The organism is Pseudomonas sp. X4 (genome assembly GCF_040784925.1).
GTDB lineage: Bacteria > Pseudomonadota > Gammaproteobacteria > Pseudomonadales > Pseudomonadaceae > Aquipseudomonas > Aquipseudomonas putida_Z.
Genome location: NZ_CP160798.1, coordinates 2,858,151 through 2,880,181, shown reverse-complemented (window position 1 = coordinate 2,880,181; position 22,031 = coordinate 2,858,151). Strand labels below are relative to the sequence as shown.

General features: G+C 62.8%; 20 protein-coding genes. 14 read left to right on the top strand and 6 right to left on the bottom strand.

All coding sequences use genetic code 11. The features are described 5' to 3' along the window. Positions 1-33: 33 nt before the first annotated feature. From ABX298_RS12680 to ABX298_RS12670, 3 genes are read right to left on the bottom strand one after another with little or no spacing between them, the layout of a single operon-like run. Positions 34-801 carry a TerB family tellurite resistance protein gene (locus ABX298_RS12680; protein WP_025337464.1) on the bottom strand — a complete coding sequence of 256 codons (768 nt, stop codon included), beginning with the start codon at positions 799-801 and terminating at the stop codon, positions 34-36. A gap of 1 nt (position 802) precedes the next feature. After that, on the bottom strand, positions 803-1,474 hold the full coding sequence (murU, locus tag ABX298_RS12675) for an N-acetylmuramate alpha-1-phosphate uridylyltransferase MurU (RefSeq protein WP_286100917.1): 672 nt from the start codon (positions 1,472-1,474) through the stop codon (positions 803-805). Continuing rightward, positions 1,471-2,490 (bottom strand): aminoglycoside phosphotransferase family protein, encoded by a 1,020-nt coding sequence (locus tag ABX298_RS12670; protein ID WP_286100916.1) that lies wholly within the window; start codon positions 2,488-2,490, stop codon positions 1,471-1,473. Before ABX298_RS12670 ends, murU begins: the two co-directional genes overlap by 4 nt. Positions 2,491-2,620: 130 nt before the next feature. Between ABX298_RS12670 and ABX298_RS12665 the strand changes: the two genes are divergently transcribed. From ABX298_RS12665 to ABX298_RS12615, 11 genes are all read left to right on the top strand, one after another. Then, on the top strand, positions 2,621-5,428 hold the full coding sequence (locus ABX298_RS12665) for an LPS-assembly protein LptD (protein ID WP_367394454.1): 2,808 nt from the start codon (positions 2,621-2,623) through the stop codon (positions 5,426-5,428). Next, a complete protein-coding gene (locus ABX298_RS12660) occupies positions 5,409-6,728 on the top strand; it encodes a peptidylprolyl isomerase (protein ID WP_015268722.1) in 1,320 nt (439 codons plus the stop codon). The genes ABX298_RS12665 and ABX298_RS12660 overlap by 20 nt, the downstream gene beginning before the upstream one ends. Beyond that, positions 6,725-7,714 carry a 4-hydroxythreonine-4-phosphate dehydrogenase PdxA gene (gene pdxA / locus ABX298_RS12655; RefSeq protein WP_075044408.1) on the top strand — a complete coding sequence of 330 codons (990 nt, stop codon included), beginning with the start codon at positions 6,725-6,727 and terminating at the stop codon, positions 7,712-7,714. Before ABX298_RS12660 ends, pdxA begins: the two co-directional genes overlap by 4 nt. Then, positions 7,711-8,511, top strand: coding sequence for a 16S rRNA (adenine(1518)-N(6)/adenine(1519)-N(6))-dimethyltransferase RsmA (gene rsmA / locus ABX298_RS12650; protein ID WP_075044407.1), 801 nt, complete (start codon positions 7,711-7,713; stop codon positions 8,509-8,511). Before pdxA ends, rsmA begins: the two co-directional genes overlap by 4 nt. A gap of 207 nt (positions 8,512-8,718) precedes the next feature. Then, positions 8,719-9,099 carry a Co2+/Mg2+ efflux protein ApaG gene (gene apaG / locus ABX298_RS12645; RefSeq protein ID WP_012270198.1) on the top strand — a complete coding sequence of 127 codons (381 nt, stop codon included), beginning with the start codon at positions 8,719-8,721 and terminating at the stop codon, positions 9,097-9,099. Next, the gene (locus tag ABX298_RS12640) at positions 9,099-9,965 is read left to right on the top strand and encodes a symmetrical bis(5'-nucleosyl)-tetraphosphatase (protein ID WP_238067186.1); all 867 of its coding nucleotides are present in this window, start codon (positions 9,099-9,101) and stop codon (positions 9,963-9,965) included. Before apaG ends, ABX298_RS12640 begins: the two co-directional genes overlap by 1 nt. A gap of 14 nt (positions 9,966-9,979) precedes the next feature. Continuing rightward, positions 9,980-10,309: a thiosulfate sulfurtransferase GlpE gene (gene glpE, locus ABX298_RS12635; RefSeq protein WP_025337456.1), complete on the top strand. Its 330-nt coding sequence runs from the start codon at positions 9,980-9,982 to the stop codon at positions 10,307-10,309. Between the two features lie 283 nt (positions 10,310-10,592). Further along, entirely contained in the window at positions 10,593-12,515 is a 1,923-nt protein-coding gene (locus ABX298_RS12630; protein ID WP_015268718.1) for a PrkA family serine protein kinase, read from the top strand. A 130-nt stretch (positions 12,516-12,645) separates the two neighbouring features. Beyond that, positions 12,646-13,917, top strand: a complete 1,272-nt coding sequence (locus ABX298_RS12625) for a YeaH/YhbH family protein (protein WP_013970586.1) — start codon at positions 12,646-12,648, stop codon at positions 13,915-13,917. Further along, positions 13,914-15,482, top strand: coding sequence for a SpoVR family protein (locus tag ABX298_RS12620; protein ID WP_025337455.1), 1,569 nt, complete (start codon positions 13,914-13,916; stop codon positions 15,480-15,482). The genes ABX298_RS12625 and ABX298_RS12620 overlap by 4 nt, the downstream gene beginning before the upstream one ends. A gap of 55 nt (positions 15,483-15,537) precedes the next feature. Beyond that, positions 15,538-16,644, top strand: a complete 1,107-nt coding sequence (locus ABX298_RS12615) for a multifunctional CCA addition/repair protein (protein ID WP_367394453.1) — start codon at positions 15,538-15,540, stop codon at positions 16,642-16,644. 110 nt (positions 16,645-16,754) lie between these two features. On the opposite strand, the gene folK is transcribed toward ABX298_RS12615, so the two are convergent. After that, positions 16,755-17,264, bottom strand: a complete 510-nt coding sequence (gene folK, locus ABX298_RS12610) for a 2-amino-4-hydroxy-6-hydroxymethyldihydropteridine diphosphokinase (RefSeq protein WP_025337453.1) — start codon at positions 17,262-17,264, stop codon at positions 16,755-16,757. Then, positions 17,255-17,611: a dihydroneopterin aldolase gene (gene folB / locus ABX298_RS12605; RefSeq protein WP_004375185.1), complete on the bottom strand. Its 357-nt coding sequence runs from the start codon at positions 17,609-17,611 to the stop codon at positions 17,255-17,257. Before folB ends, folK begins: the two co-directional genes overlap by 10 nt. Before the next feature lie 74 nt (positions 17,612-17,685). Between folB and plsY the strand changes: the two genes are divergently transcribed. After that, entirely contained in the window at positions 17,686-18,255 is a 570-nt protein-coding gene (gene plsY, locus ABX298_RS12600; RefSeq protein ID WP_367394452.1) for a glycerol-3-phosphate 1-O-acyltransferase PlsY, read from the top strand. A 3-nt stretch (positions 18,256-18,258) separates the two neighbouring features. On the opposite strand, the gene tsaD is transcribed toward plsY, so the two are convergent. Beyond that, entirely contained in the window at positions 18,259-19,284 is a 1,026-nt protein-coding gene (gene tsaD, locus ABX298_RS12595) for a tRNA (adenosine(37)-N6)-threonylcarbamoyltransferase complex transferase subunit TsaD (RefSeq protein ID WP_025337452.1), read from the bottom strand. A gap of 204 nt (positions 19,285-19,488) precedes the next feature. Here tsaD and rpsU point away from each other — a divergent pair, with 204 nt between their 5' ends. Together rpsU and dnaG are read left to right on the top strand one after the other, a co-directional pair. Further along, positions 19,489-19,704 (top strand): 30S ribosomal protein S21, encoded by a 216-nt coding sequence (gene rpsU / locus ABX298_RS12590; RefSeq protein ID WP_003255575.1) that lies wholly within the window; start codon positions 19,489-19,491, stop codon positions 19,702-19,704. A gap of 303 nt (positions 19,705-20,007) precedes the next feature. Continuing rightward, on the top strand, positions 20,008-21,990 hold the full coding sequence (dnaG, locus tag ABX298_RS12585) for a DNA primase (protein ID WP_025337451.1): 1,983 nt from the start codon (positions 20,008-20,010) through the stop codon (positions 21,988-21,990). Positions 21,991-22,031: the final 41 nt, after the last annotated feature.

Genomic DNA, 22,031 nt, shown 5'->3' with positions numbered 1-22,031 from the left:
CCTGTGGGAGCTGGCTTGCCGGCGATAGGGCCATCAAAGGCCGCGCCGCTTGCGGATCATTGCATAGGCCTGATGCAACTCCCGGGTCCGCTCGGTCGCTTCACGCACCTGCGCCTCACTGGCACCAGTGCCCGCCAGCTTGTCCGGGTGGTGCCGGCTGACCAGCCGACGATACGCCTGCTTGACCTTGTCGGCATCGGTATCCGCCTCGACCGCCAGCAAGCGCAACGCCGCCGCATAGGTCATGGCGACCCCTTCCGGCCCCGCCGCCTTGCGTGGTTCGTACTCCAGCGACATGGCTTGCACCTGCCGCCGGCTCAGGCCCAGTTTCTGCCCCCAGTCCAGCAGCAGTTCACGCTCCTTGTTGCCCATCTTGCCGTCGGCCCAGACCATGCGCCAACAGGCACGCAGGGTGCCTTCGGCCGCATGCGGCTGCTGGCGAATGCGCCGCAGGTGCCCACTCAGCCTGTCCTTGCCCGCCTTGCCACGGTTGAACGCGGCAATCGCGCGCAGCCGGGCCGCTTCGGCCAGGTCCAGGCGCACCATCTCCTGGCGCGCCTGCTGGATATGCTGCTCGCCCACCCGGCCATCGCACTTGGCCAGGCGCCCGAGCATCACGAACAGTAACTCGTCGTCCTGCAAGGCCGGGCGCCCGCCCAGGCGCTCACGCATGTCCTCCCAGCCCTGCAATCGCAGGCGGCGGTCCATGGCCTGGCCGAGCAACGCGCCGAGCAAGGCCCCGGGGATGCTGGCAACGGCAAAGCCGGCACCGGCACCAATCACCGTGCTTGGCCACCACATGTCAGGCGCGCTCGCCGATCAGGCGCTCGGCCTCGGCCAGGCGCTCGATAGTACCGACATCAACCCAGTGCCCACGGTAGTGCTCGCCACTGACCTGGCCCGCAGCCATGGCCTGGCGCAGCAACGGCGCCAGCTTGAAGGCGCCAGGCTGGCAGCCTTCGAACAGCGCCGGGTGCAGCACCGAAAGGCCGCTGAAGGTCAGCGTGCCAGGGGCATCATCACCATCGACCACCCGCTCGCCCACCAGGCGGAAGTCGCCGCGGCCGTGATGGCCTGGGTTATCGACCAGCACCAAATGGGCCAGGCCTTGCAGGGGAGCCTGCAGGCGCGCGAAGTCGTAGTCGGTCCAGACATCGCCGTTCACCAACAGGAACGGCGCGTCACCCAGCAATGGCAGGGCCTTGAAGATGCCACCGCCGGTTTCCAGCGGCTCTCCTTCGGGCGAATAGCGGATGCTCAGGCCGAAACGGCTGCCGTCACCCAGGTGGTCCTCGATCTGCTGGCCGAGCCAGGCATGGTTGATCACCACCTCGGTGACGCCCGCCGCAGCCAGGGCCCGCAGGTGATACTCGATCAGTGGCTGGCCGGCGACCGGGACCAGCGGCTTGGGGGTGTGCAGGGTCAGCGGGCGCATGCGCTCGCCTTTGCCCGCTGCCAATATCATTGCCTTCATGCACGCGCTCCGGCCTGCAGCTCGGCAATCAGCTCACCCAGCTCCGCCAATTCGGGCCGGCGACTGATCACTTCTTCTATATAGGCGAAGAAGCGCGGCACGTCGCCCAGGTAACGGGGTTTGCCGTCGCGGTGGCAGATACGGGCGAAGATACCGATCACCTTCAGGTGGCGCTGAACACCCATCAGGTCGCTGGCACGCTGGAACGCCTCGAAGTCGGCCTGCACCGGGATGCCGGCAGCCTGTGCCTTCTGCCAGTAGTCGCGCAGCCAGCCTTCGACCCGCGCCTGCGGCCAACTGAGGAAGGCGTCCTTGAACAGGCAGGTGATGTCGTAGGTGACCGGGCCGTACACGGCATCCTGGAAGTCCAGCACGCCGGGGTTGGGCGTGCTCTGCATCAGGTTGCGCGGCATGTAGTCGCGGTGCACCAGTACCTTGGGCTGGGTGAGTGCGCTGTCGATCAGCAACTGGCTGATTCGTTGCCAGGCGGCTTTCTGGGCATCGCTGAAGGCCAGGCCAAGCTCACGGCCCACGTACCACTCCGGGAACAACTCGACTTCACGGCGCAGCAGCGCATCGTCGTAGCTGGGCAACGGCGCGTCCATCGGCAGGCGCTGGAACGCCAGCAACGCGTCGATGGCATCAGCGAACAGGCCGTCGGCGTTGTCCGCATCAATGATATCAAGGTATGTCTGGTGGCCCAGGTCACCCAGCAGCAGGAAGCCACGCTCCAGGTCCTGGGCATGGATCAGCGGCACGTGCACGCCGGCGCTGGCCAACAAGTGGTCGATGGCGACGAACGGTCGGCAGTTTTCCTGCGGAGGTGGTGCATCCATGATCACGAAGCTGTGGCCGGCGCCCTGCCAGCGGAAATAACGACGGAAGCTGGCATCGCTGCTGGCCGCGGTCAGGCTGCCTGCGGGCACTTCGCCCCAGGCGTTTTTCCGGAAAAGATCATTGAGCTGCTCATCGAGCCAGACCGTCAGTTGTTGCAGGCGTACATCGTGTTCAGGCATTACAAGGGTCTCCGACGGCCCTAGCCGTCAAGCGGGTCATGCTTTATTATCCAGCATCTTTTTCAGACCATCGAGAGGCGTGCGGCCCCACACGCGGGCAGATGGCACGCAGGAAGCCCGGACTAATAAGATGGCATTGAAATCCCCCGCGTTTCGTAGAAAGTTTCCGTTGCTGGTAACCGGCGGTTTGCTGGCCCTGCAACCTCTGGCCACGTCTTACGTGGTGGCAGCCGAACAGTTCGACTGCCAAGTGTCCGCCTCCGGTGGTTGGGACTGCAAGCCCAAGACCCCAGCCAACAACCTGCCGCCGCGCCCGGTGCACGAGGGTGCTGCCGTCAGCACCGGCACCGAAGCCGCGAGCGAAGGCGAAACCGCGGACCGGCCGATGCTGGTCACCGAGGCCAAGGGCCGTGGCCTGAAGTCGCGTAGCGAAGACTACAGCCACCTGGACTGGGTTCCGCGTGAAAAGCTCACTGCCGCACAGCTGGCCGAAACCGGCCCGTACTGCGGTGGCGCCTACATCGAGCCAACCCGCCCGGGCATGGCCGACACCACGCCGAAGGACGAGTCGCCGACCTACATCAACGCCAAGGTATCCAAGTACCAGCAGGAGCAGCAGATCGCTACCCTCGCCGGTGACGTGGTGATGCGCCAGGGCAGCATGCAGGCCGAGGCCGACGAGGCCAACCTCTACCAGACCGAAAACCGTGGCGAGCTCAAGGGCAACGTCAAGATCCGTGACAACGGTTCGCTGGTGGTCGGTGACGAGGCACAGATCCAGCTCGACACGGGCGAAGCCCAGGTCGACAACGCCGAATACGTGATGCACAAGTCGCACATCCGCGGCAGTGCCCTGTACGCCAAGCGTGGCGAGAACGCCATCATCCGTCTAAAGGACGGTACGTACACCACCTGCGAACCGGGCAGCAACGCCTGGCAGCTGAAGGGCAACAACATCACCCTGAACCCGGCCACCGGTTTCGGTACCGCGACCAACGTTACGCTGCGGGTCAAGGATTTCCCGGTGTTCTACACACCGTACATCTACTTCCCGATCGACGACCGTCGCCAGTCCGGCTTCCTGCCGCCATCGTTCAGCAGCACCAGCGACACCGGCTTCATGCTGGTCACGCCGTACTACTTCAACCTGGCGCCGAACTACGACGCCACGTTGTACCCGCGCTACATGACCAAGCGCGGCCTGCTGATGGAAGGCGAGTTCCGCTACCTGACGCCTTCCAGCGAAGGCCAGTTCGGTGGTGCGTACCTCAACGACAAGAACGACGACCGCAAAGACCAGACTGACTACAAAGAACAGCGCTGGATGGTCAACTGGCAGCACAAGGGTGGCTTGGACGAGCGCCTGATGGCTGAAGTGGACTACACCGACATCAGCGATCCGTTCTACTTCCAGGATCTCGAGTCCGACCAGATTGGTGTTGAGTCCAAGGACCTGCTCAATCAGCAAGGTGCATTGACCTACCGTGGTGACAGCTATACGGCGCGCCTTAATGTGCATGCCTACGAGATGGCGACCATCTCGAAGATCACGCCGTATGATCGTCTGCCGCAGATTACCTTCAATGGTAAGCTGCCGTACGAACCAGGTGGGCTGAACCTGGCTTATGAGACAGAAGCCGTACGCTTTGAACGTGACCTGAAAGACGACTTCGTTTTCAACGAGGATGGCAACCCAGATACCAGCGTTGGTGGCGTGCCAGGCAAACGACTCGACGAAAATATCTTCGGTAACGCTCGATCCAACGGTACCCGTCTGAACGTCGCGCCTTCCATTAGCCTGCCTATGGAGGCCAGCTACGGCTACATCACGCCGAAGCTGAAGTACATGTATACCCACTATGATCTCGACCTGGACAGCAAGGGCAAGAACGATCTTGTCACCCGCCCAGATAGGATCCCCCTGTACGGCGACTTCAAAAGTAATCAGAACCGCGATGTTCCGATCTTCAGCGTCGACAGCGGCCTGTATTTCGACCGTGACACCTCGATGTTCGGCACCAACTACCGCCAGACTCTCGAGCCGCGTCTGTTCTACCTCTACGTTCCATACAAGGACCAGACCGATATCCCGCTATTCAGCACGGGTGAAACGGTGTTCAGCTATGACTCGCTGTTCCGCGACAACCGCTTCAGCGGCATCGACCGCATCGGTGACGAGAACAAACTGTCGCTGGGCGTAACCACCCGCTGGATCGAAGAGAACGGCTTCGAGCGCCAGAACTTCAGCATCGGCCAGGCGTACTACTTCAAGGATCGCAAAGTCCAGCTGCCGGGTATCGACTACCGCGACCGCGCCGACTCGCAGTCCGACGTATCGCCATACGCGCTGCTGTACAACTACTACTTCAACCGCGACTGGCGCTTCAACTCAACCTACAACTGGGACCCGGACACCAGCAGCCCACGCTCGGGCAGCGCGATGTTCCACTACCAGCCTGAAGACAACCCGAACAAGGTGGTCAACCTCGGTTATCGCTACCGTAACGACACCATCGCCTACGACTCCACGACCGGTACCTGGAAAGTGGGCGGCGGCGACTATGGCACCCCGGGCAGTCCTAACTACGTGAAGGACTACTACAAGATCCAGCAGCATGACTTCTCGGTCATCTGGCCGATCGTTCCGCAGTGGAGCGTCATCGCTCGCTGGCAGCATGACTACAACCGCAACCGCACCCTGGAAGCCATGGGCGGTTTCGAGTACGACAACTGCTGCTGGAAGCTGCGCCTGATCAACCGCTACTGGATCGATTACGACGACTTCAGCCAAGCACTCCCGACGAACGAAAAAGGCGACCACGGCATCTTCCTTCAGATCGTCCTGAAAGGCCTCGGTGGTGTAGTCGGCAACAAGGTCGAGTCTTTCCTCGACCAAGGCATTCAAGGTTACCGTGAACGTGAAGACCAAGCTTATTGATCGACTGCGCCCGGCGTTGCTGGGCGTTGCATTGCTGAGTGGCGCGGTGCATGCCGCGGTGCAACCTCTTGATCGCGTGGTCGCCATCGTCGACAACGACGTGGTCATGCAAAGCCAACTGGACCAGCGTGTCCGCGAGGTCCAGCAAACCATCGCCAAGCGCGGCGGCGGCATGCCGCCTGCCGGTGCTCTGGACCAGCAGGTACTGGAACGCCTGATCGTCGAGAACCTGCAACTGCAGATCGGCGAACGCTCCGGCATCCGCATCACCGACGAAGAGCTGAACCAGGCCATGGGCACCATTGCCCAGCGCAACGGCATGTCGCTTGACCAGTTCCGCGCCGCTCTGGCCCGTGACGGCATGTCGTTCGACGACGCCCGCGAGCAGGTCAAGCGCGAGATGATCATCAGCCGCGTGCGCCAGCGCCGCGTGGCCGAGCGCATCCAGGTGTCCGAGCAGGAAGTGAAGAACTTCCTCAACTCCGACCTTGGCAAGATGCAGATGTCGGAAGAGTACCGCCTGGCCAACATCCTGATCCCGACCCCGGAAGCGGCCAACTCGGAAGCCATCCAGGCCGCCGCGCGCCAGGTTGGCGATGTGTACCAGCAGCTCAAGCAGGGCGCGGACTTCGGCCAGATGGCCATTGCCCGCTCCGCCAGCGAAAACGCCCTGGAAGGCGGCGAGATGGGCTGGCGTAAAGCCGGCCAGCTGCCACCAGATTTCGCCAAGATGCTCAGCAGCATGCCGGTTGGCGAAATTACCCAGCCTATCCGCATCCCCAACGGCTTCATCATTCTCAAGCTCGAGGAGAAGCGCGGTGGCAGCGAGAACGTGCTGCGTGACGAAGTGCACGTTCGCCACATCCTGATCAAGCCTAGCGAGATCCGCAGCGAGGCTGCTACCGAGCAACTGGCCGAGCGCCTGTACGAGCGCATCAAGAACGGCGAAGACTTCGGCGAGCTGGCCAAGAGCTTCTCGGAAGACCCGGGTTCGGCGCTTAACGGCGGCGACCTCAACTGGGTTGACCCGAACAGCCTGGTACCGGAGTTCCGCGAGCAGATGGCCAACGCCGCCCAAGGCGAAGTCACCCGTCCGTTCAAGACCCAGTACGGCTGGCATGTCCTGGAAGTGCTGGGCCGTCGCGCCACCGACAGCACCGAGCAGGCTCGTGAGCAGCAGGCCATGAACGTACTGCGCAACCGCAAGTACGACGAAGAGCTGCAGACCTGGCTGCGCCAGATCCGCGACGAGGCCTACGTTGAAATCAAGCTGCCTGGCGCTGACCAGGCCGCCCAGTGAAGCCCCTGCGCTTCGCCGTCACTCCCGGCGAGCCAGCCGGCATAGGCCCCGACCTGTGCCTGCTGCTCGCCGCAGACGCCCAGCCCCACCCCCTGATCGCCATCACCAGCCGTGACCTGCTCGCCGAGCGGGCCACGCAGCTGGGGCTGGCCGTCAACCTGCTGCCGGTAGCCCCGGGCCTATGGCCCGAGCAGCCGGCGCCAGCGGGTAGCCTGTACGTCTGGGATACCCCCCTGGCGGCCCCGGTAGTACCGGGCCAGCTCGACAAGGCGAATGCCGCGTTCGTGCTGGAAACCCTGACCCGTGCCGGGCAAGGCTGCCTGGACGGGCACTTCGCCGGGATGATCACCGCTCCTGTACACAAGGGCGTGATCAACGAAAGCGGTATCGCCTTCTCCGGGCATACCGAATTCCTTGCCGAGCTGACCCACACCGCGCAAGTGGTGATGATGCTGGCCACCCGTGGCCTGCGCGTGGCCCTGGTGACCACACACCTGCCGCTGCGCGACATTGCCGACGCCATCACTGCCGAGCGCGTCGAGCGTGTAACCCGTATCCTGCATGCCGACATGCGCGACAAGTTCGGCATTGCCAACCCGCGTATCCTGGTGTGCGGCCTCAACCCGCACGCGGGCGAGGGCGGCCACCTGGGCCGCGAGGAAATCGACATCATCGAGCCGACCCTGGCCCGCCTGCGCACCGAAGGCATGGACCTGCGCGGGCCGCTGCCGGCCGATACCCTGTTTACCCCCAAATATCTGGAGCACTGCGATGCGGTGCTGGCGATGTACCACGACCAGGGCCTGCCTGTACTCAAGTACAAAGGCTTCGGCGCTGCAGTCAACGTGACCCTGGGCCTGCCGATCATCCGCACATCGGTCGACCACGGCACCGCCCTGGACCTGGCCGGCACCGGCAAGGTCGACACCGGCAGCCTGCGCGTCGCGCTGGAAACCGCCTACCAGATGGCCGAGAACCGACCATGAACGAGCAATACCAACACCGGGCGCGCAAGCGCTTCGGCCAGAACTTCCTGCACGACGCCGGCATCATCGACCGCATCCTGCGTGCCATCAACGCCAAGGCCGGCGAACATCTGCTGGAAATCGGCCCCGGCCAGGGCGCCCTGACCGAAGGCCTGCTGGGCAGCGGGGCACAGCTGGACGTGGTGGAACTGGACAAGGACCTGGTGCCGATCCTGCAGCACAAGTTCGCCGGTCGCAACAATTTCCGCCTGCACCAAGGCGACGCCCTGAAGTTCGACTTCAACCAGCTGGGCGTGCCACCGCGCAGCCTCAAGGTGGTGGGCAACCTGCCCTACAACATCTCCACTCCACTGATCTTCCACCTGCTCAGCCATGCCGGGCTGATACGCGACATGCACTTCATGCTGCAGAAGGAAGTGGTCGAGCGCATGGCCGCCGGCCCTGGCGGTGGTGACTGGGGGCGTTTGTCGATCATGGTGCAGTACCACTGCCGGGTCGAGCACCTGTTCAACGTTGGCCCTGGCGCCTTCAACCCGCCGCCGAAAGTGGACTCGGCCATCGTCCGCCTGGTGCCGCACGAAGTGCTGCCGTATCCGGCCAAGGACGCAAAGCTGCTGGAGCAGGTGGTACGCGAAGCCTTCAACCAGCGCCGCAAGACCCTGCGCAACACCATGAAAGGCCTGCTCGACAGCGCCGCCATCGAAGCTGCCGGCGTGGACGGCAGCCTGCGCCCTGAACAGCTGGATCTGGCCGCCTTCGTGCGCCTGGCTGACCAGTTGGCTGACCTACAAGCCTGATATCTCCTGTACCGGCCCTATCGCCGGCAAGCCGGCTCCCACAGGTACTCCACAGCACTCGAGGCCTGTGCTTCACCTGTGGGAGCCGGCTTGCCGGCGATAGGGCCAGCACTGACAGCACAGATCCCCAAGCCCTTCCACCGCTGGCCCTCCCCCCTCCCAATGGCCTAGACTGCATTATTGCGTCAGTTCGCCCAAGGCCCTTGCATGTCCGACCCCCGCTATCAGATCGACGTCAGCGTCGTGACCCGCTACCTCAAAGAACAATCCGACCCCGAAAACAGTCGTTTCGCTTTCGCCTACACCATCACCGTGCAAAACAATGGCTCGCTCAAGGCCAAGCTGCTGTCGCGCCACTGGCTGATCACCAACGGTGACGGCGAGGTCGAGGAGGTGCGTGGCGCCGGCGTGGTCGGCCAGCAGCCCAATATCGACCCGGGCCAGAGCCATACCTACAGCAGCGGCGCGGTCATCAGCACCCGCGTGGGCACCATGCAGGGCAGCTACCAGATGTTCGCCGAAGACGGCAAACGCTTCGATGCCGAGATCGCCCCCTTCCGCCTGGCGGTGCCCGGGGCACTGCACTGATGGCTACCTACGCCGTCGGTGACCTGCAGGGCTGCCTGCAGCCACTCAAGTGCCTGCTCGAACGGGTCAACTTCAACCCCGCCGTCGACCGCCTGTGGCTGGTCGGTGACCTGGTCAACCGCGGCCCCGAGTCACTGGAAACCCTGCGCTTCCTTTATTCGATCCGCCAGTCGCTGGTGTGCGTGCTGGGCAACCATGACCTGCACCTGCTGGCCGCCTGGCACAACGTCGAACGCCTGAAGAAAAGCGACACCCTGCGCGAGATCATCGAAGCGCCGGACGCCGACCAGCTGTTCGACTGGCTGCGCCAGCAAAAGCTGCTGCATTACGACGAGCCCCGTGGCATCGCCCTGGTTCACGCCGGCATTCCACCGCAATGGACCTTGGGCAAAGCCCTGGAGCTGGCCGCCGAGGTCGAGGAAGTGCTGCGCGACGACGAGCGCCTGAAACTGTACCTGGACGGCATGTACGGCAACGAGCCGAACAAGTGGAGCAAGAACCTCAGCGGCATCGAACGCCTGCGGGTCATCACCAACTGCCTCACGCGCATGCGCTTCTGCACCGCCGAGGGCAAGCTCGACCTCAAGAGCAAGGAAGGCCTGGATACCGCCCCCAAGGGCTACAAGCCCTGGTACGCACACAAAGGCCGCCGCTCACGCCACGTGAAGATCATCTTCGGCCACTGGGCCGCCCTGCAGGGGCAGGTCGACGAGCCCGGCATCATCGCCCTGGACACCGGTTGTGTGTGGGGCGGTGCCATGACCCTGTACAACGTCGACAGCGGCGAATACCACCGTTGTGACTGCAGCGACGACGGCAACTTACGCCTCCCCACCCAAACGCCTACACTGAACGATCAATCCTGAAGGAAGCCGTACCCATGAGCGAATTCAAGCGCATCCCTCCCGAACAGGCCCTGGCCCTGCGCGCGCAAGGTGCGGTAGTCGTCGACATTCGCGACCCGCAGGCCTTTGCCGCCGGCCACATCACCGGTGCCAAGCATCTGGATAACCATTCGGTCGCCGAGTTCATCCGCAATGCTGACCTCGATGCTCCAACCCTGGTGGTGTGCTACCACGGCAATTCCAGCCAGAGCGCTGCGGCCTATCTGGTGGGACAAGGCTTCTCGGACGTATACAGCGTCGACGGCGGCTTTGAGCTGTGGCGCGCCACCTACCCGGCCGAAACCGCCCAGGGCACTGCCGAATAATTTTTTCATTTTTACTGCAGCCCGCGCCCCATGCGGGCTTGCGGCTTATCTGACGAACGGTCGTTCGCAACTTCTCCGCCCCTCGCCCTTGACCTTGCGGATAACCAACTATTCTTAAGCGCAGGCCATCCAGAAAAAGGGGAGAGCCGGTACACCGGCGTGCGGGTCATCGGTAGCGTTACAGGGTGTTCTGGGGGGTATACAGCAATCGGCAAACCCGGTTGCATGCCAGCATCAGCTGACTGATCCGGCGTCGTCTCCACGTATCGAGCGAGGTGACGTCATGAGTATTTTTAGCCACTTCCAACAACGTTTCGAGTCTACGCGCCAGGAAGAACTCTCGCTGCAGGAGTACCTCGAGCTGTGCAAAGAGGATCGCAGTGCCTACGCATCGGCGGCCGAACGGCTGTTGCTGGCCATCGGTGAGCCGGAGCTGATCGACACCTCAACCAACTCCAGACTGTCGCGAATCTTCTCCAACAAGGTTATCCGCCGCTATCCGGCCTTTGCCGACTTCCATGGCATGGAAGAGTGCATCGACCAGATCGTGTCCTACTTCCGCCACGCCGCCCAAGGCCTGGAGGAAAAGAAACAGATCCTCTATCTGCTGGGCCCGGTGGGCGGCGGTAAGTCGTCGCTGGCCGAGAAACTCAAGCAGCTGATGGAAAAGGTGCCGTTCTACGCCATCAAGGGCTCGCCGGTATTCGAGTCGCCCCTGGGCTTGTTCAACGCCACCGAAGACGGTGCCATCCTCGAGGAAGAGTTCGGCATCCCGCGGCGCTACCTGAACACCATCATGTCGCCCTGGGCTACCAAGCGCCTGCAGGAGTTCGGCGGCGACATCAGCAAGTTCAAGGTGGTGAAGCTGTACCCGTCGATCCTCAACCAGATCGCCATCGCCAAGACCGAACCCGGTGACGAAAACAACCAGGACATTTCGGCGCTGGTCGGCAAGGTGGATATCCGCAAGCTCGAGGAATTCCCGCAGAACGACGCCGACGCCTATGCCTATTCGGGCGCGCTGTGCCGGGCCAACCAGGGCCTGATGGAATTCGTCGAGATGTTCAAGGCCCCGATCAAGGTCCTGCACCCGTTGCTCACCGCCACCCAGGAAGGCAACTACAACAGTACCGAAGGCCTCGGCGCCATCCCCTACTCCGGGATTCTGCTGGCCCACTCCAACGAATCGGAGTGGCACACCTTTCGCAACAACAAGAACAACGAGGCGTTCATCGACCGGATCTACATCGTCAAGGTGCCGTACTGCCTGCGCGTCAGCGACGAAATCAAGATCTACGACAAGCTGCTGATCAACAGTTCGCTGGCCAAGGCCCACTGCGCGCCAGACACGCTGAAGATGCTCGCCCAGTTCACCGTACTGTCGCGCCTGAAAGAGCCGGAAAACTCCAACATCTATTCGAAGATGCGGGTGTACGATGGGGAAAACCTCAAGGACACCGATCCGAAGGCCAAGTCGATCCAGGAGTACCGCGATGCCGCCGGCGTCGACGAAGGCATGAACGGCCTGTCGACCCGCTTCGCCTTCAAGATCCTGTCCAAGGTGTTCAACTTCGACCCGCATGAAGTGGCCGCCAACCCGGTGCACCTGCTGTATGTGCTGGAGCAGCAGATCGAGCAGGAACAGTTCCCGGCCGAGGTGCGCGAACGCTACCTGCGCTACCTGAAGGAGTACCTGGCCCCGCGCTACATCGAGTTCATCGGCAAGGAAATCCAGACCGCCTACCTGGAGTCCTACAGCGAATACGGCCAGAACATCTTCGACCGCTACGTGCTGTACGCAGATTTCTGGATCCAGGACCAGGAATACCGCGACCCGGAAACCGGCGAAATCCTCAACCGTATCGCCCTCAACGAAGAACTGGAGAAGATCGAGAAGCCGGCCGGCATCAGCAACCCGAAAGATTTCCGCAACGAAATCGTCAACTTCGTGCTGCGTGCCCGTGCCAACAACAACGGCAAGAACCCGAGCTGGCTGAGCTACGAAAAGCTGCGGGTGGTGATCGAGAAGAAAATGTTCTCCAACACCGAGGACCTGCTGCCGGTCATCAGCTTCAACGCCAAGGCAAGCAAGGAGGACCAACAGAAACACAACGACTTCGTCACGCGCATGGTGGAGCGTGGCTACACCGACAAACAGGTTCGTCTGCTGTCGGAATGGTACCTGCGGGTCAGGAAATCGCAATAAAGCGACAAGCTACCCACCGCGCGCCCAGGGCTGCTATGCCAGCCCTGGGCGGCGGCAGCTGCTTTGCTGCCTTTACGTGCAGCGGCTCGTAGCTTGAAGCGTGCAGCTGTTCCCAGCTACCGGAGGGACCATGAGCTACGTTATAGATCGACGCCTGAACGGCAAGAACAAGAGCACGGTGAACCGCCAGCGCTTCCTGCGGCGGTACCGCGAACACATCAAGAAAGCCGTCGAAGAGGCGGTAAGCCGCCGTTCCATCATGGACATGGAACATGGCGAGCAGATCAGCATTCCGGGGCGCGACATCGACGAACCGGTGCTGCACCATGGTCGCGGGGGCAAGCAGACCATCGTGCACCCAGGCAACAAGGAATTCACCGCCGGTGAACACATCCCCAGGCCACAAGGCGGTGGCGGTGGCAGCGGCCGAGGCAAGGCCGGCAACTCCGGCGAAGGCATGGACGACTTCGTCTTCCAGATCACCCAGGAAGAATTCCTCGAGTTCATGTTCGAGGACCTCGAGCTACCCAACCTGGTCAAACGTCACCTGACCGGGGCAGACACCTTCAAGACCGTGCGCGCCGGTATCGCCAACGAAGGCAACCCGTCCCGCATCAACATCGTGCGCACCCTGCGTTCGGCCCATGCCCGGCGCATCGCCCTGACCGGCAGCAGCCGCGCACTGCTGCGCGAAGCGCAGAAGGAACTCGCCCGCCTGAAGGTCGAGGAACCCGACAACTTCACCGATATCCAGGAAGTCGAACACGAGATCGAACGCCTGAAGGCACGCATCAACCGCCTGCCCTTCCTCGACACCTTCGACCTCAAGTACAACCTGCTGGTCAAGCAGCCCAACCCCAGCTCCAAAGCGGTGATGTTCTGCCTGATGGACGTGTCCGGCTCGATGACCCAGGCCACCAAGGACATCGCCAAGCGCTTCTTCATCCTGCTGTACCTGTTCCTCAAGCGTAACTACGACCGCATCGAAGTGGTGTTCATCCGCCACCACACCAGCGCCCGTGAAGTCGACGAGGAAGAATTCTTCTATTCGCGGGAAACCGGCGGCACCATCGTTTCCAGCGCGCTAAAGCTGATGCAGGAGGTCATGGCCGAACGCTACCCGGCCAGCGACTGGAACATCTACGCCGCCCAGGCCTCCGACGGCGACAACTGGAACGACGACTCGCCGATCTGCCGCGACATCCTGGCCAAGCAGATCATGCCGCATGTGCAGTACTACACTTACGTTGAAATCACCCCGCGTGAACACCAGGCGCTGTGGTACGAATACGAGCGCATCGGCGAAGCCTTCCCCGACACGTTCGCCCAGCAGCAGTTGGTATCGGCCGGCGATATCTACCCGGTCTTCCGTGAACTCTTCCAGCGCAGGTTAGCCACATGACCGCCAGAGCACAGAGACGCCAACCTATTTCCACCGGGTCCGAGTGGACGTTCGAACTGATCCAGACCTACGACCGGGAAATCAGCCGCCTGGCCGAGCGTTACGCCTTGGACACCTACCCCAACCAGATCGAGGTGATTACCGCCGAGCAGATGATGGACGCCTACGCCTCGGTCGGCATGCCGCTGGGTTATCACCACTGGTCCTACGGCAAGCAGTTCCTCAGCACGGAGAAGTCCTACAGCCGTGGCCAGATGGGCCTGGCCTACGAGATCGTGATCAACTCCGACCCGTGCATCGCCTATCTAATGGAAGAAAACACCATGTGCATGCAGGCACTGGTGATCGCCCATGCCTGCTACGGCCATAACAGTTTCTTCAAGGGCAACTACCTGTTCCGCACCTGGACCGACGCCAGTTCGATCATCGACTACCTGGTGTTCGCCAAGCAGTACATCGCCCAGTGTGAAGAGCGCCATGGCATCGATGCCGTGGAAGACCTGATCGACTCCTGCCACGCCCTGATGAACTACGGCGTCGACCGTTACAAGCGGCCTTATCCGATTTCCGCCGAAGAGGAGCGGCGGCGGCAGAAGGAGCGCGAGGAGCACCTGCAGCGGCAGATCAATGACCTGTGGCGGACCATTCCGAAGAGTGCCGACAAGGGTAACGAGCGCGATGATGCGCGCTTCCCCGCCGAACCGCAGGAAAACATCCTGTATTTCATCGAGAAGAACGCCCCGCTGCTGGAGCCCTGGCAACGTGAAGTGGTGCGCATCGTGCGCAAGATCGCCCAGTATTTCTACCCGCAGCGCCAGACCCAGGTGATGAACGAAGGCTGGGCGACGTTCTGGCACTACACACTGATGAACGACCTGTATGACGAGGGGCTGATCACCGAAGGCTTCATGATGGAGTTCCTGCAGTCGCACACCAGCGTGGTGTTCCAGCCCGGCTTCGACAGCCCCTACTACAACGGCATCAACCCTTACGCACTGGGTTTTGCGATGTACACCGACATCCGCCGCATGTGCGAAAACCCGACTGAAGAAGATCGCCGCTGGTTCCCCGACATTGCCGGCAGTGACTGGCTTTCTACCATCAAGTTCGCCATGAGCAGCTTCAAGGACGAGAGCTTCATCCTGCAGTACCTGTCGCCGAAGGTCATGCGCGATCTGAAGCTGTTCAGCATCCTCGATGACGACCAGCGCGACGACCTTTATGTACCTGCCATCCACGACGAGGCCGGCTACCGGACCATTCGCGAACTACTGGCGGCGCAGTACAACCTGGGCAACCGCGAACCGAACGTGCAGATCTGGAGCGTCGACCGCCGCGGCGACCGCTCGCTGACCTTGCGTCACCAGCAACACAACCGCAAACCGCTGGGCGACTCTACTGATGAAGTGCTCAAGCACCTGCACCGCCTGTGGGGCTTCGACATCCACCTAGAGACCGTCCAGGGCGAGCAGGTGATGAAGACCCACCACATGCCACCACGCGGCGAGCACGGCGAAAGTGCCGACTACGGCCGCATGGACCTGGCCGTCATCCACCACCTCTAGTGCCACGCCATGAGTGCCGACAGGGTATCCTGTCGGCAGTTATGGAGAGCTGCACATGCACATCTACAAAGTTGGCGGCGCCGTGCGCGACCGCCTGCTCGGCCGCCCTGTCAGCGATATCGACTGGCTGGTGGTCGGCGCCACGGTCGAGGAAATGCACGCCAAGGGCTTTCGCCCGGTCGGCGCTGATTTCCCGGTGTTCCTGCACCCGAAAACCGGCGAGGAATATGCCCTGGCCCGCACCGAGCGCAAGAGCGGGCGCGGCTACGGCGGCTTCACCTTCCACGCCAGCCCCGATGTGACCCTGGAAGAAGACCTGATCCGCCGTGACCTGACCATCAATGCGATGGCCGAGGACGAGACGGGTACGGTGTACGACCCCTATCACGGCCAGAGTGATCTCGACCAGCGCCTTTTACGCCATGTTTCCCCGGCATTCGCCGAAGATCCATTGCGTGTGCTGCGTGTTGCGCGCTTTGCTGCCCGTTATGCGCCGCTGGGTTTCCGGGTTGCCGATGAGACGCTTGAGCTGATGCGCCAGATCAGCGCCTCGGGCGAACTGCAGGCGCTGACTGCCGAGCGTAGCTGGAAGGAAATCGAGCGGGCGCTGATGGAGGCGCAGCCGCAGGTGTTCTTCCAGGTGCTGCATGCTTGTGGAGCCCTGCAGGAGCTGCTGCCAGAGCTTGATGACGCCCCCCAGGCCCTGGCGGCGCTGGAACAGGCGGCAATGCACGAACAGCCCCTGCATGTACGCTGGGCCTGCCTGCTGCAGTCGCTGGCATCAGCCGCGATCAAAGCCATCAACCAGCGCCTGAAGGCGCCGCGAGAGTGCCAGGAGCTGACGCTGCTGACGGGTGAGTGCCTGAAGCTGGGCAACCAGGCGCAGGAGCTGCCTGCCACGGCACTGCTGGAGCTGTTGCAGAAGTTCGATGTGTACCGGCGGCCACAGCGGTTCGAAGACTTCCTGATCGCTTGCGAGATGACAGCGCTGGGCGAGGGCAAAGCGGGTTATCCACAGGCAGACTACCTGCGAGGAGCAGCGGCGGCGGCGCGGGCAGTGGATGTCAAGCCGTTGGTGCAGGCTGGGCTGACTGGCCAGGCCTTGGGTGAAGCGCTCAAAGGTGAGCGGCTGAAAGCGCTCGAGGCTTACAAGCTAGGCTGAACATACCGGCCCCTTCGCGGCTAAAGCCGCTCCCACAGGTACAGCGTTGCTCTCGAGGTTGTCGCTGTACCTGTGGGAGCGGCTTTAGCCGCGAAAGGGCCGGTACAGGCTTACGCGGGAGTCAGCTGCAACCCACGCCACTCAAAGGCAACCGGGGCCAACACCTGATCAATCCGCGCCTCCTGCCACAACTGCGCCATTGTCTTGCCTACCCCCGGATGCACCAGCTCCGGCGCCAGCAACGACAGCGGCCACAGCACAAAGGCGTTTTTCAGGATCTCGGCCCGAGGCAACACCAGCCCATCGAACGTGCCGTGCAGGCCGTCATACATCAGCACGTCGATATCCAGCGGAAGGCCCTTGCGGTCCGGCGCATAGCGGCCATTGTCGGCCTCGATGAACTTCAACCGGCGGTCCAGCTCGATCAACGGCAACGCAGTCTGCCCGGTCACCACGAAGTTTATGAACGGCCCGCTCTTGATCCCCACCGCCTGGCTTTCGAACGCCGGCGAACAGCGCATGTCGGTCAGGATGCCCGCCAACGCATCGAGCCCGGCGCACAAATGCACCTCCCGGTCGATGTTGCTGCCAAGGCCCAGGTAAACCGTGCTCAGAGACATCCGCGCTCGATCTCCACGCCAACACCACCACGGGCCGCCGGCACCGCACCCGGCTTGGTCAGTTTCAACCGCACCCACGGGATGTGGAACTCTTCCATCAACGTCGCCACCAGGCGCTCGGCGAAGGTTTCCACCAACTCGAAACGGGCCTGTTCGGCAAATGCCTGGATGCGCGCCGACACACTGGCATAGTCCAGTGCCAGGTTCAGGTCGTCACCGGCCGCAGCCGGGCGGTTGTCCCAGGCAAAGCTCAGGTCCAGGCGCAAGCACTGGCGAATATCCCGCTCCCAGTCATAGGCACCGATGACGGTATCGACTTCCAGGCCTTCGATGAACACTCTGTCCAAGCACTTCTCTCCACAGCACGACAAGGGCGACTGGCGCCGTTAGAATCAGGGCGTCCTCGCCCGGAATAGTTAGCATGTTTTGGTTACTGGCGTTGCTCGCCTACCTGCTCGGCTCGCTGTCCTTCGCCATCGTCCTCAGCCGCCTTACGGGCAGCCCGGACCCGCGTTCCAGCGGTTCAGGCAATGCCGGCGCCACCAACATGCTACGCCTGGCAGGCCGCAAACTGGCGATCCTGACCCTGCTTGGCGACCTGTGCAAGGGCCTGTTGCCGGTATTGCTCGCCCGCGGTGCCGGGCTGGACCTGCACGCGCAGGCCTGGGTTGGCGTGTGCGCAGTGCTGGGCCACCTGTTCCCGCTGTACTTCCGCTTCCAGGGCGGCAAGGGCGTGGCAACCGCCGCCGGCATGCTCATGGCCCTGTACTTCCCGGCCGCGCTGCTGGCCATCGGTGCCTGGTTGCTGACCTTCTACCTCACCCGCACCAGCTCGCTGGCGGCGCTGATAGCCACACCGCTGACCTTGCCATTGCTGGCCTGGCGCGAGCCAGAGGCCCTGCTGCCGATCACTGTGCTGACAGCGATGATCGTATGGCGCCACCGCAGCAACCTGCGCGACCTGTTCACAGGCCGCGAACGGCACTTCTAACGCTTAAACCGGCGGCAACTGCTCCATCGGCCAGCGTGCCTGCACGCTGATTGCCAGGTCCTGCTTTTGCCCGGCCAACAACCGCTGGCAGCCGGCATAGGCGATCATCGCGCCGTTGTCAGTGCAGAACTGCGGGCGCGCGTAGTACACGTTGCCCTTGATGCTGCCGAGCATGTCCTCGAGGGACGCACGCAAGGCCTTGTTGGCGCTGACGCCACCAGCAATGACCAGGCGCTTGAGGCCAGTCTGCTTCAACGCCCGCTTGCACTTGATGGTCAAAGTCTCCACCACCGCCTGCTGGAATGCCAGGGACAGGTCGCAACGGGTTTGCTCACTGTCGTCGCCGGCATCGCGGCACTGCTGCCAGGTGTTCAGGGCAAAGGTTTTCAGGCCGCTGAAGCTGAACTCCAGGCCCGGGCGGTCGGTCATCGGCCGCGGGAACACGAAGCGGCCAGGCACGCCGCGCTCGGCCAGGCGGGCGATTTCCGGGCCACCGGGGTAGTTCAGGCCGATCAGCTTGGCGGTCTTGTCGAACGCTTCGCCAGCGGCGTCGTCCAGGCTCTCGCCCAGCAGCTCGTACTGGCCGATGCCATCGACCCGCACCAACTGCGTGTGGCCACCGGAAACCAACAAAGCGACGAACGGAAACTCCGGCGGGTTTTCTTCAAGCATGGGTGCCAGCAGGTGGCCTTCCATGTGGTGTACGCCAATCGCCGGGATGTCCCAGGCAAAAGCCAGCGCCTGGGCGCAGGAGGCCCCCACCAGCAGGGCACCGACCAGGCCAGGGCCCGCGGTGTAGGCGATGGCGTCGATCTCGGTGGCGACGCAGCCGGCCTCATCCAGCACCTGGCGGATGAGTGGCAGCATGCGCTTGACGTGGTCACGCGAGGCAAGCTCTGGCACCACACCGCCGAACACGCGGTGCAGGTCGATCTGGCTGAACAGCGCGTCGGCCAACAAACCGCGTTCGCTGTCGTATAATGCGACGCCAGTTTCGTCGCAGGATGTTTCCAATCCCAGTACTAGCATGGGTTCGTCCCTTGTGGGGGCTGAATTCGAAGCCGCGCATGATAGTCCCCGTGTCGGATGCCGACCAGCGGTTTTCGATCAGAGGCTTTGCATTCCGGCTTGCTAAGGGTTAACATCCGCAACCCTTGAAAACCGACGTTCTCCAGCACACCTTTGTTTTGCCAGGAGCACGTCTACCCCGGTAATGAATTAAGGTAGCCCTGGATGCCAGCCGTCAAAGTTAAAGAGAACGAACCCTTCGACGTAGCTCTGCGTCGTTTCAAGCGCTCCTGCGAAAAAGCCGGTGTACTGGCTGAAGTTCGTAGCCGCGAGTTTTACGAGAAGCCGACCGCCGAGCGTAAGCGCAAAGCAGCTGCTGCTGTTAAGCGTCACGCCAAGAAAGTTCAGCGCGAACAGCGCCGCGCCGTTCGTCTGTACTAATACAGACGTTCTACGCAAAGCTTCTGCCCTGCCCGGCTAACCGCCGGGCGATGGCAGTGGTCGCTTAAAACTTGAGCAGCTAGCTCAAGGCCCCGCACAAGCTTCATGCGAACTGCACATGGGCAACCTGCCTGAAACGTCAGAGCTGGTCCTCCTTGTTGTATGACCAGACGTGCACGTCCGACTGACGGGCCCTCAGGGGCCGGCGACGAGCACACATTCCCTCGCACTTTCCCAAGCGGCACTCGCCCCATCCGGCGCGTGAGCGATTAGACTTGCCAGTTGCCAGATGACGAGACTGCCATGGCCGGGCTGATTCCCCAGAGTTTCATCGACGACCTTATCAACCGCCTCGACATCGTCGACGTGGTGAGTTCGCGCGTCCAGCTGAAAAAAACCGGCAAGAACTACTCCGCCTGCTGCCCGTTCCACAAGGAAAAGACCCCTTCCTTCACGGTCAGCCCCGACAAGCAGTTCTACTACTGCTTCGGCTGCGGTGCCGGCGGCAACGCCCTGGGCTTCGTCATGGACCACGACAACCTGGACTTCCCCCAGGCCGTCGAGGAGCTGGCCCGCGCCGCCGGCATGGAAGTGCCCCGCGAGCAAGGCCGCCGCGACCACAAGCCGCGCCAGCCAACCGACTCGCCACTGTACCCGCTGCTGGACGCTGCCTCCGAGTTCTACCGCCAGGCCCTGCGCAGCCACCCGACCCGCAAGGCGGCGGTGGATTACCTCAAGGGCCGCGGCCTGTCCGGGGAAATCGCCCGCGACTTCGGCCTGGGCTTCGCCCCGCCAGGCTGGGACAACCTGCTCAAGCACCTGGGTGCCGACACCCTGCAGCAGAAGGTGATGATCGATGCCGGTCTGCTGATCGAGAACGCCGAAAGCGGCAAGCGCTATGACCGCTTCCGCGACCGGGTGATGTTCCCGATCCGCGACAGCCGCGGGCGCATCATCGCCTTCGGTGGCCGGGTGCTCGGCGACGACAAACCCAAGTACCTGAACTCCCCGGAAACCCCAGTGTTCCACAAGGGCCAGGAACTCTACGGCCTGTACGAGGCACGCAAGCACAACCGCAACCTCGACGAAATCATCGTTGTCGAGGGCTACATGGACGTGATTGCCCTGGCCCAGCAGGGCCTGCGCAACGCCGTGGCCACCCTCGGCACCGCCACCAGCGAAGAGCACCTCAAGCGCCTGTTCCGCGTGGTACCCAGCGTGCTGTTCTGCTTCGACGGTGACCAGGCCGGGCGCAAGGCCGCCTGGCGCGCCCTGGAGTCGACCCTGTCGAACCTGCAGGACGGCCGCCGCGCGCGCTTCCTGTTCCTGCCCGAAGGCGAAGACCCGGACAGCCTGGTGCGCGCCGAAGGTACCGATGCCTTCATGGCCCGCATCAACCAGCACGCCCAACCGCTGGCCGATTACTTCTTCGAGCAACTGGGCGTCGAAGCCGACCCGCGCTCGCTGGAAGGCAAGGCGCACATGGCGACCCTGGCCGCACCGCTGATCGAAAAGATCCCCGGCGCCAACCTGCGCCAGCTGATGCGCAACCGCCTGAAGGAAATCACCGGCCTCGACCCGCAGCAGGTCGAGCAACTGGCGCAACACGCACCGGCCGCCAGCAGCGTGCCGGACTACGACCCTGGCTACGACTACGACGCCATGGCCAGCTACACCCCCGACTACGGCGACATGCCGCAGCACGACTTCGCCCCCGTTCATCAGGAACAGGAGTGGAAGCCGAACAAGGGCGCGGGCAAGAAGCAGTGGAGCGACAAACCCTGGGACAAGAACCGCAAAGGTGGCAAGCCATGGCAGCAACGTGACGAAGCGCCACCACGCGTACCAGCCCCGGTCGAGCCGCCCACCCTGGCCGCCCTGCGCACCCTGCTGCACCACCCGCTGCTGGCCGGCAAGGTGGAGGATGCCAGCCACTTCGCCGACGAAGAACACCTGTACAGCCAGCTTCTGGTGGCACTGATCGAAGCCGCGCAGAAAAATCCTGGGCTAAGCTCAATGCAGTTGATCGCACGTTGGCACGGCACCGAACAGGGGCGCCTGCTGCGGGCCCTGGCGGAAAAGGAATGGCTGATCGTGGCCGACAACCTTGAACAACAGTTTTTCGACACTATAACTAGCTTGTCCGCCCGCCAACGCGAGCGCAGCCTGGAACAACTGCTCAGGAAATCACGTCAAAGCGAATTGACCAGCGAGGAAAAAACCCAGCTCCTCGCCCTGCTGAGCCGGAATGTTCCCGCACAAACGCCGACCTCATCTGGCGCGTGAGGCCCATGCTCGGGTATAATCCTCGGCTTGTTTTTTGCCCG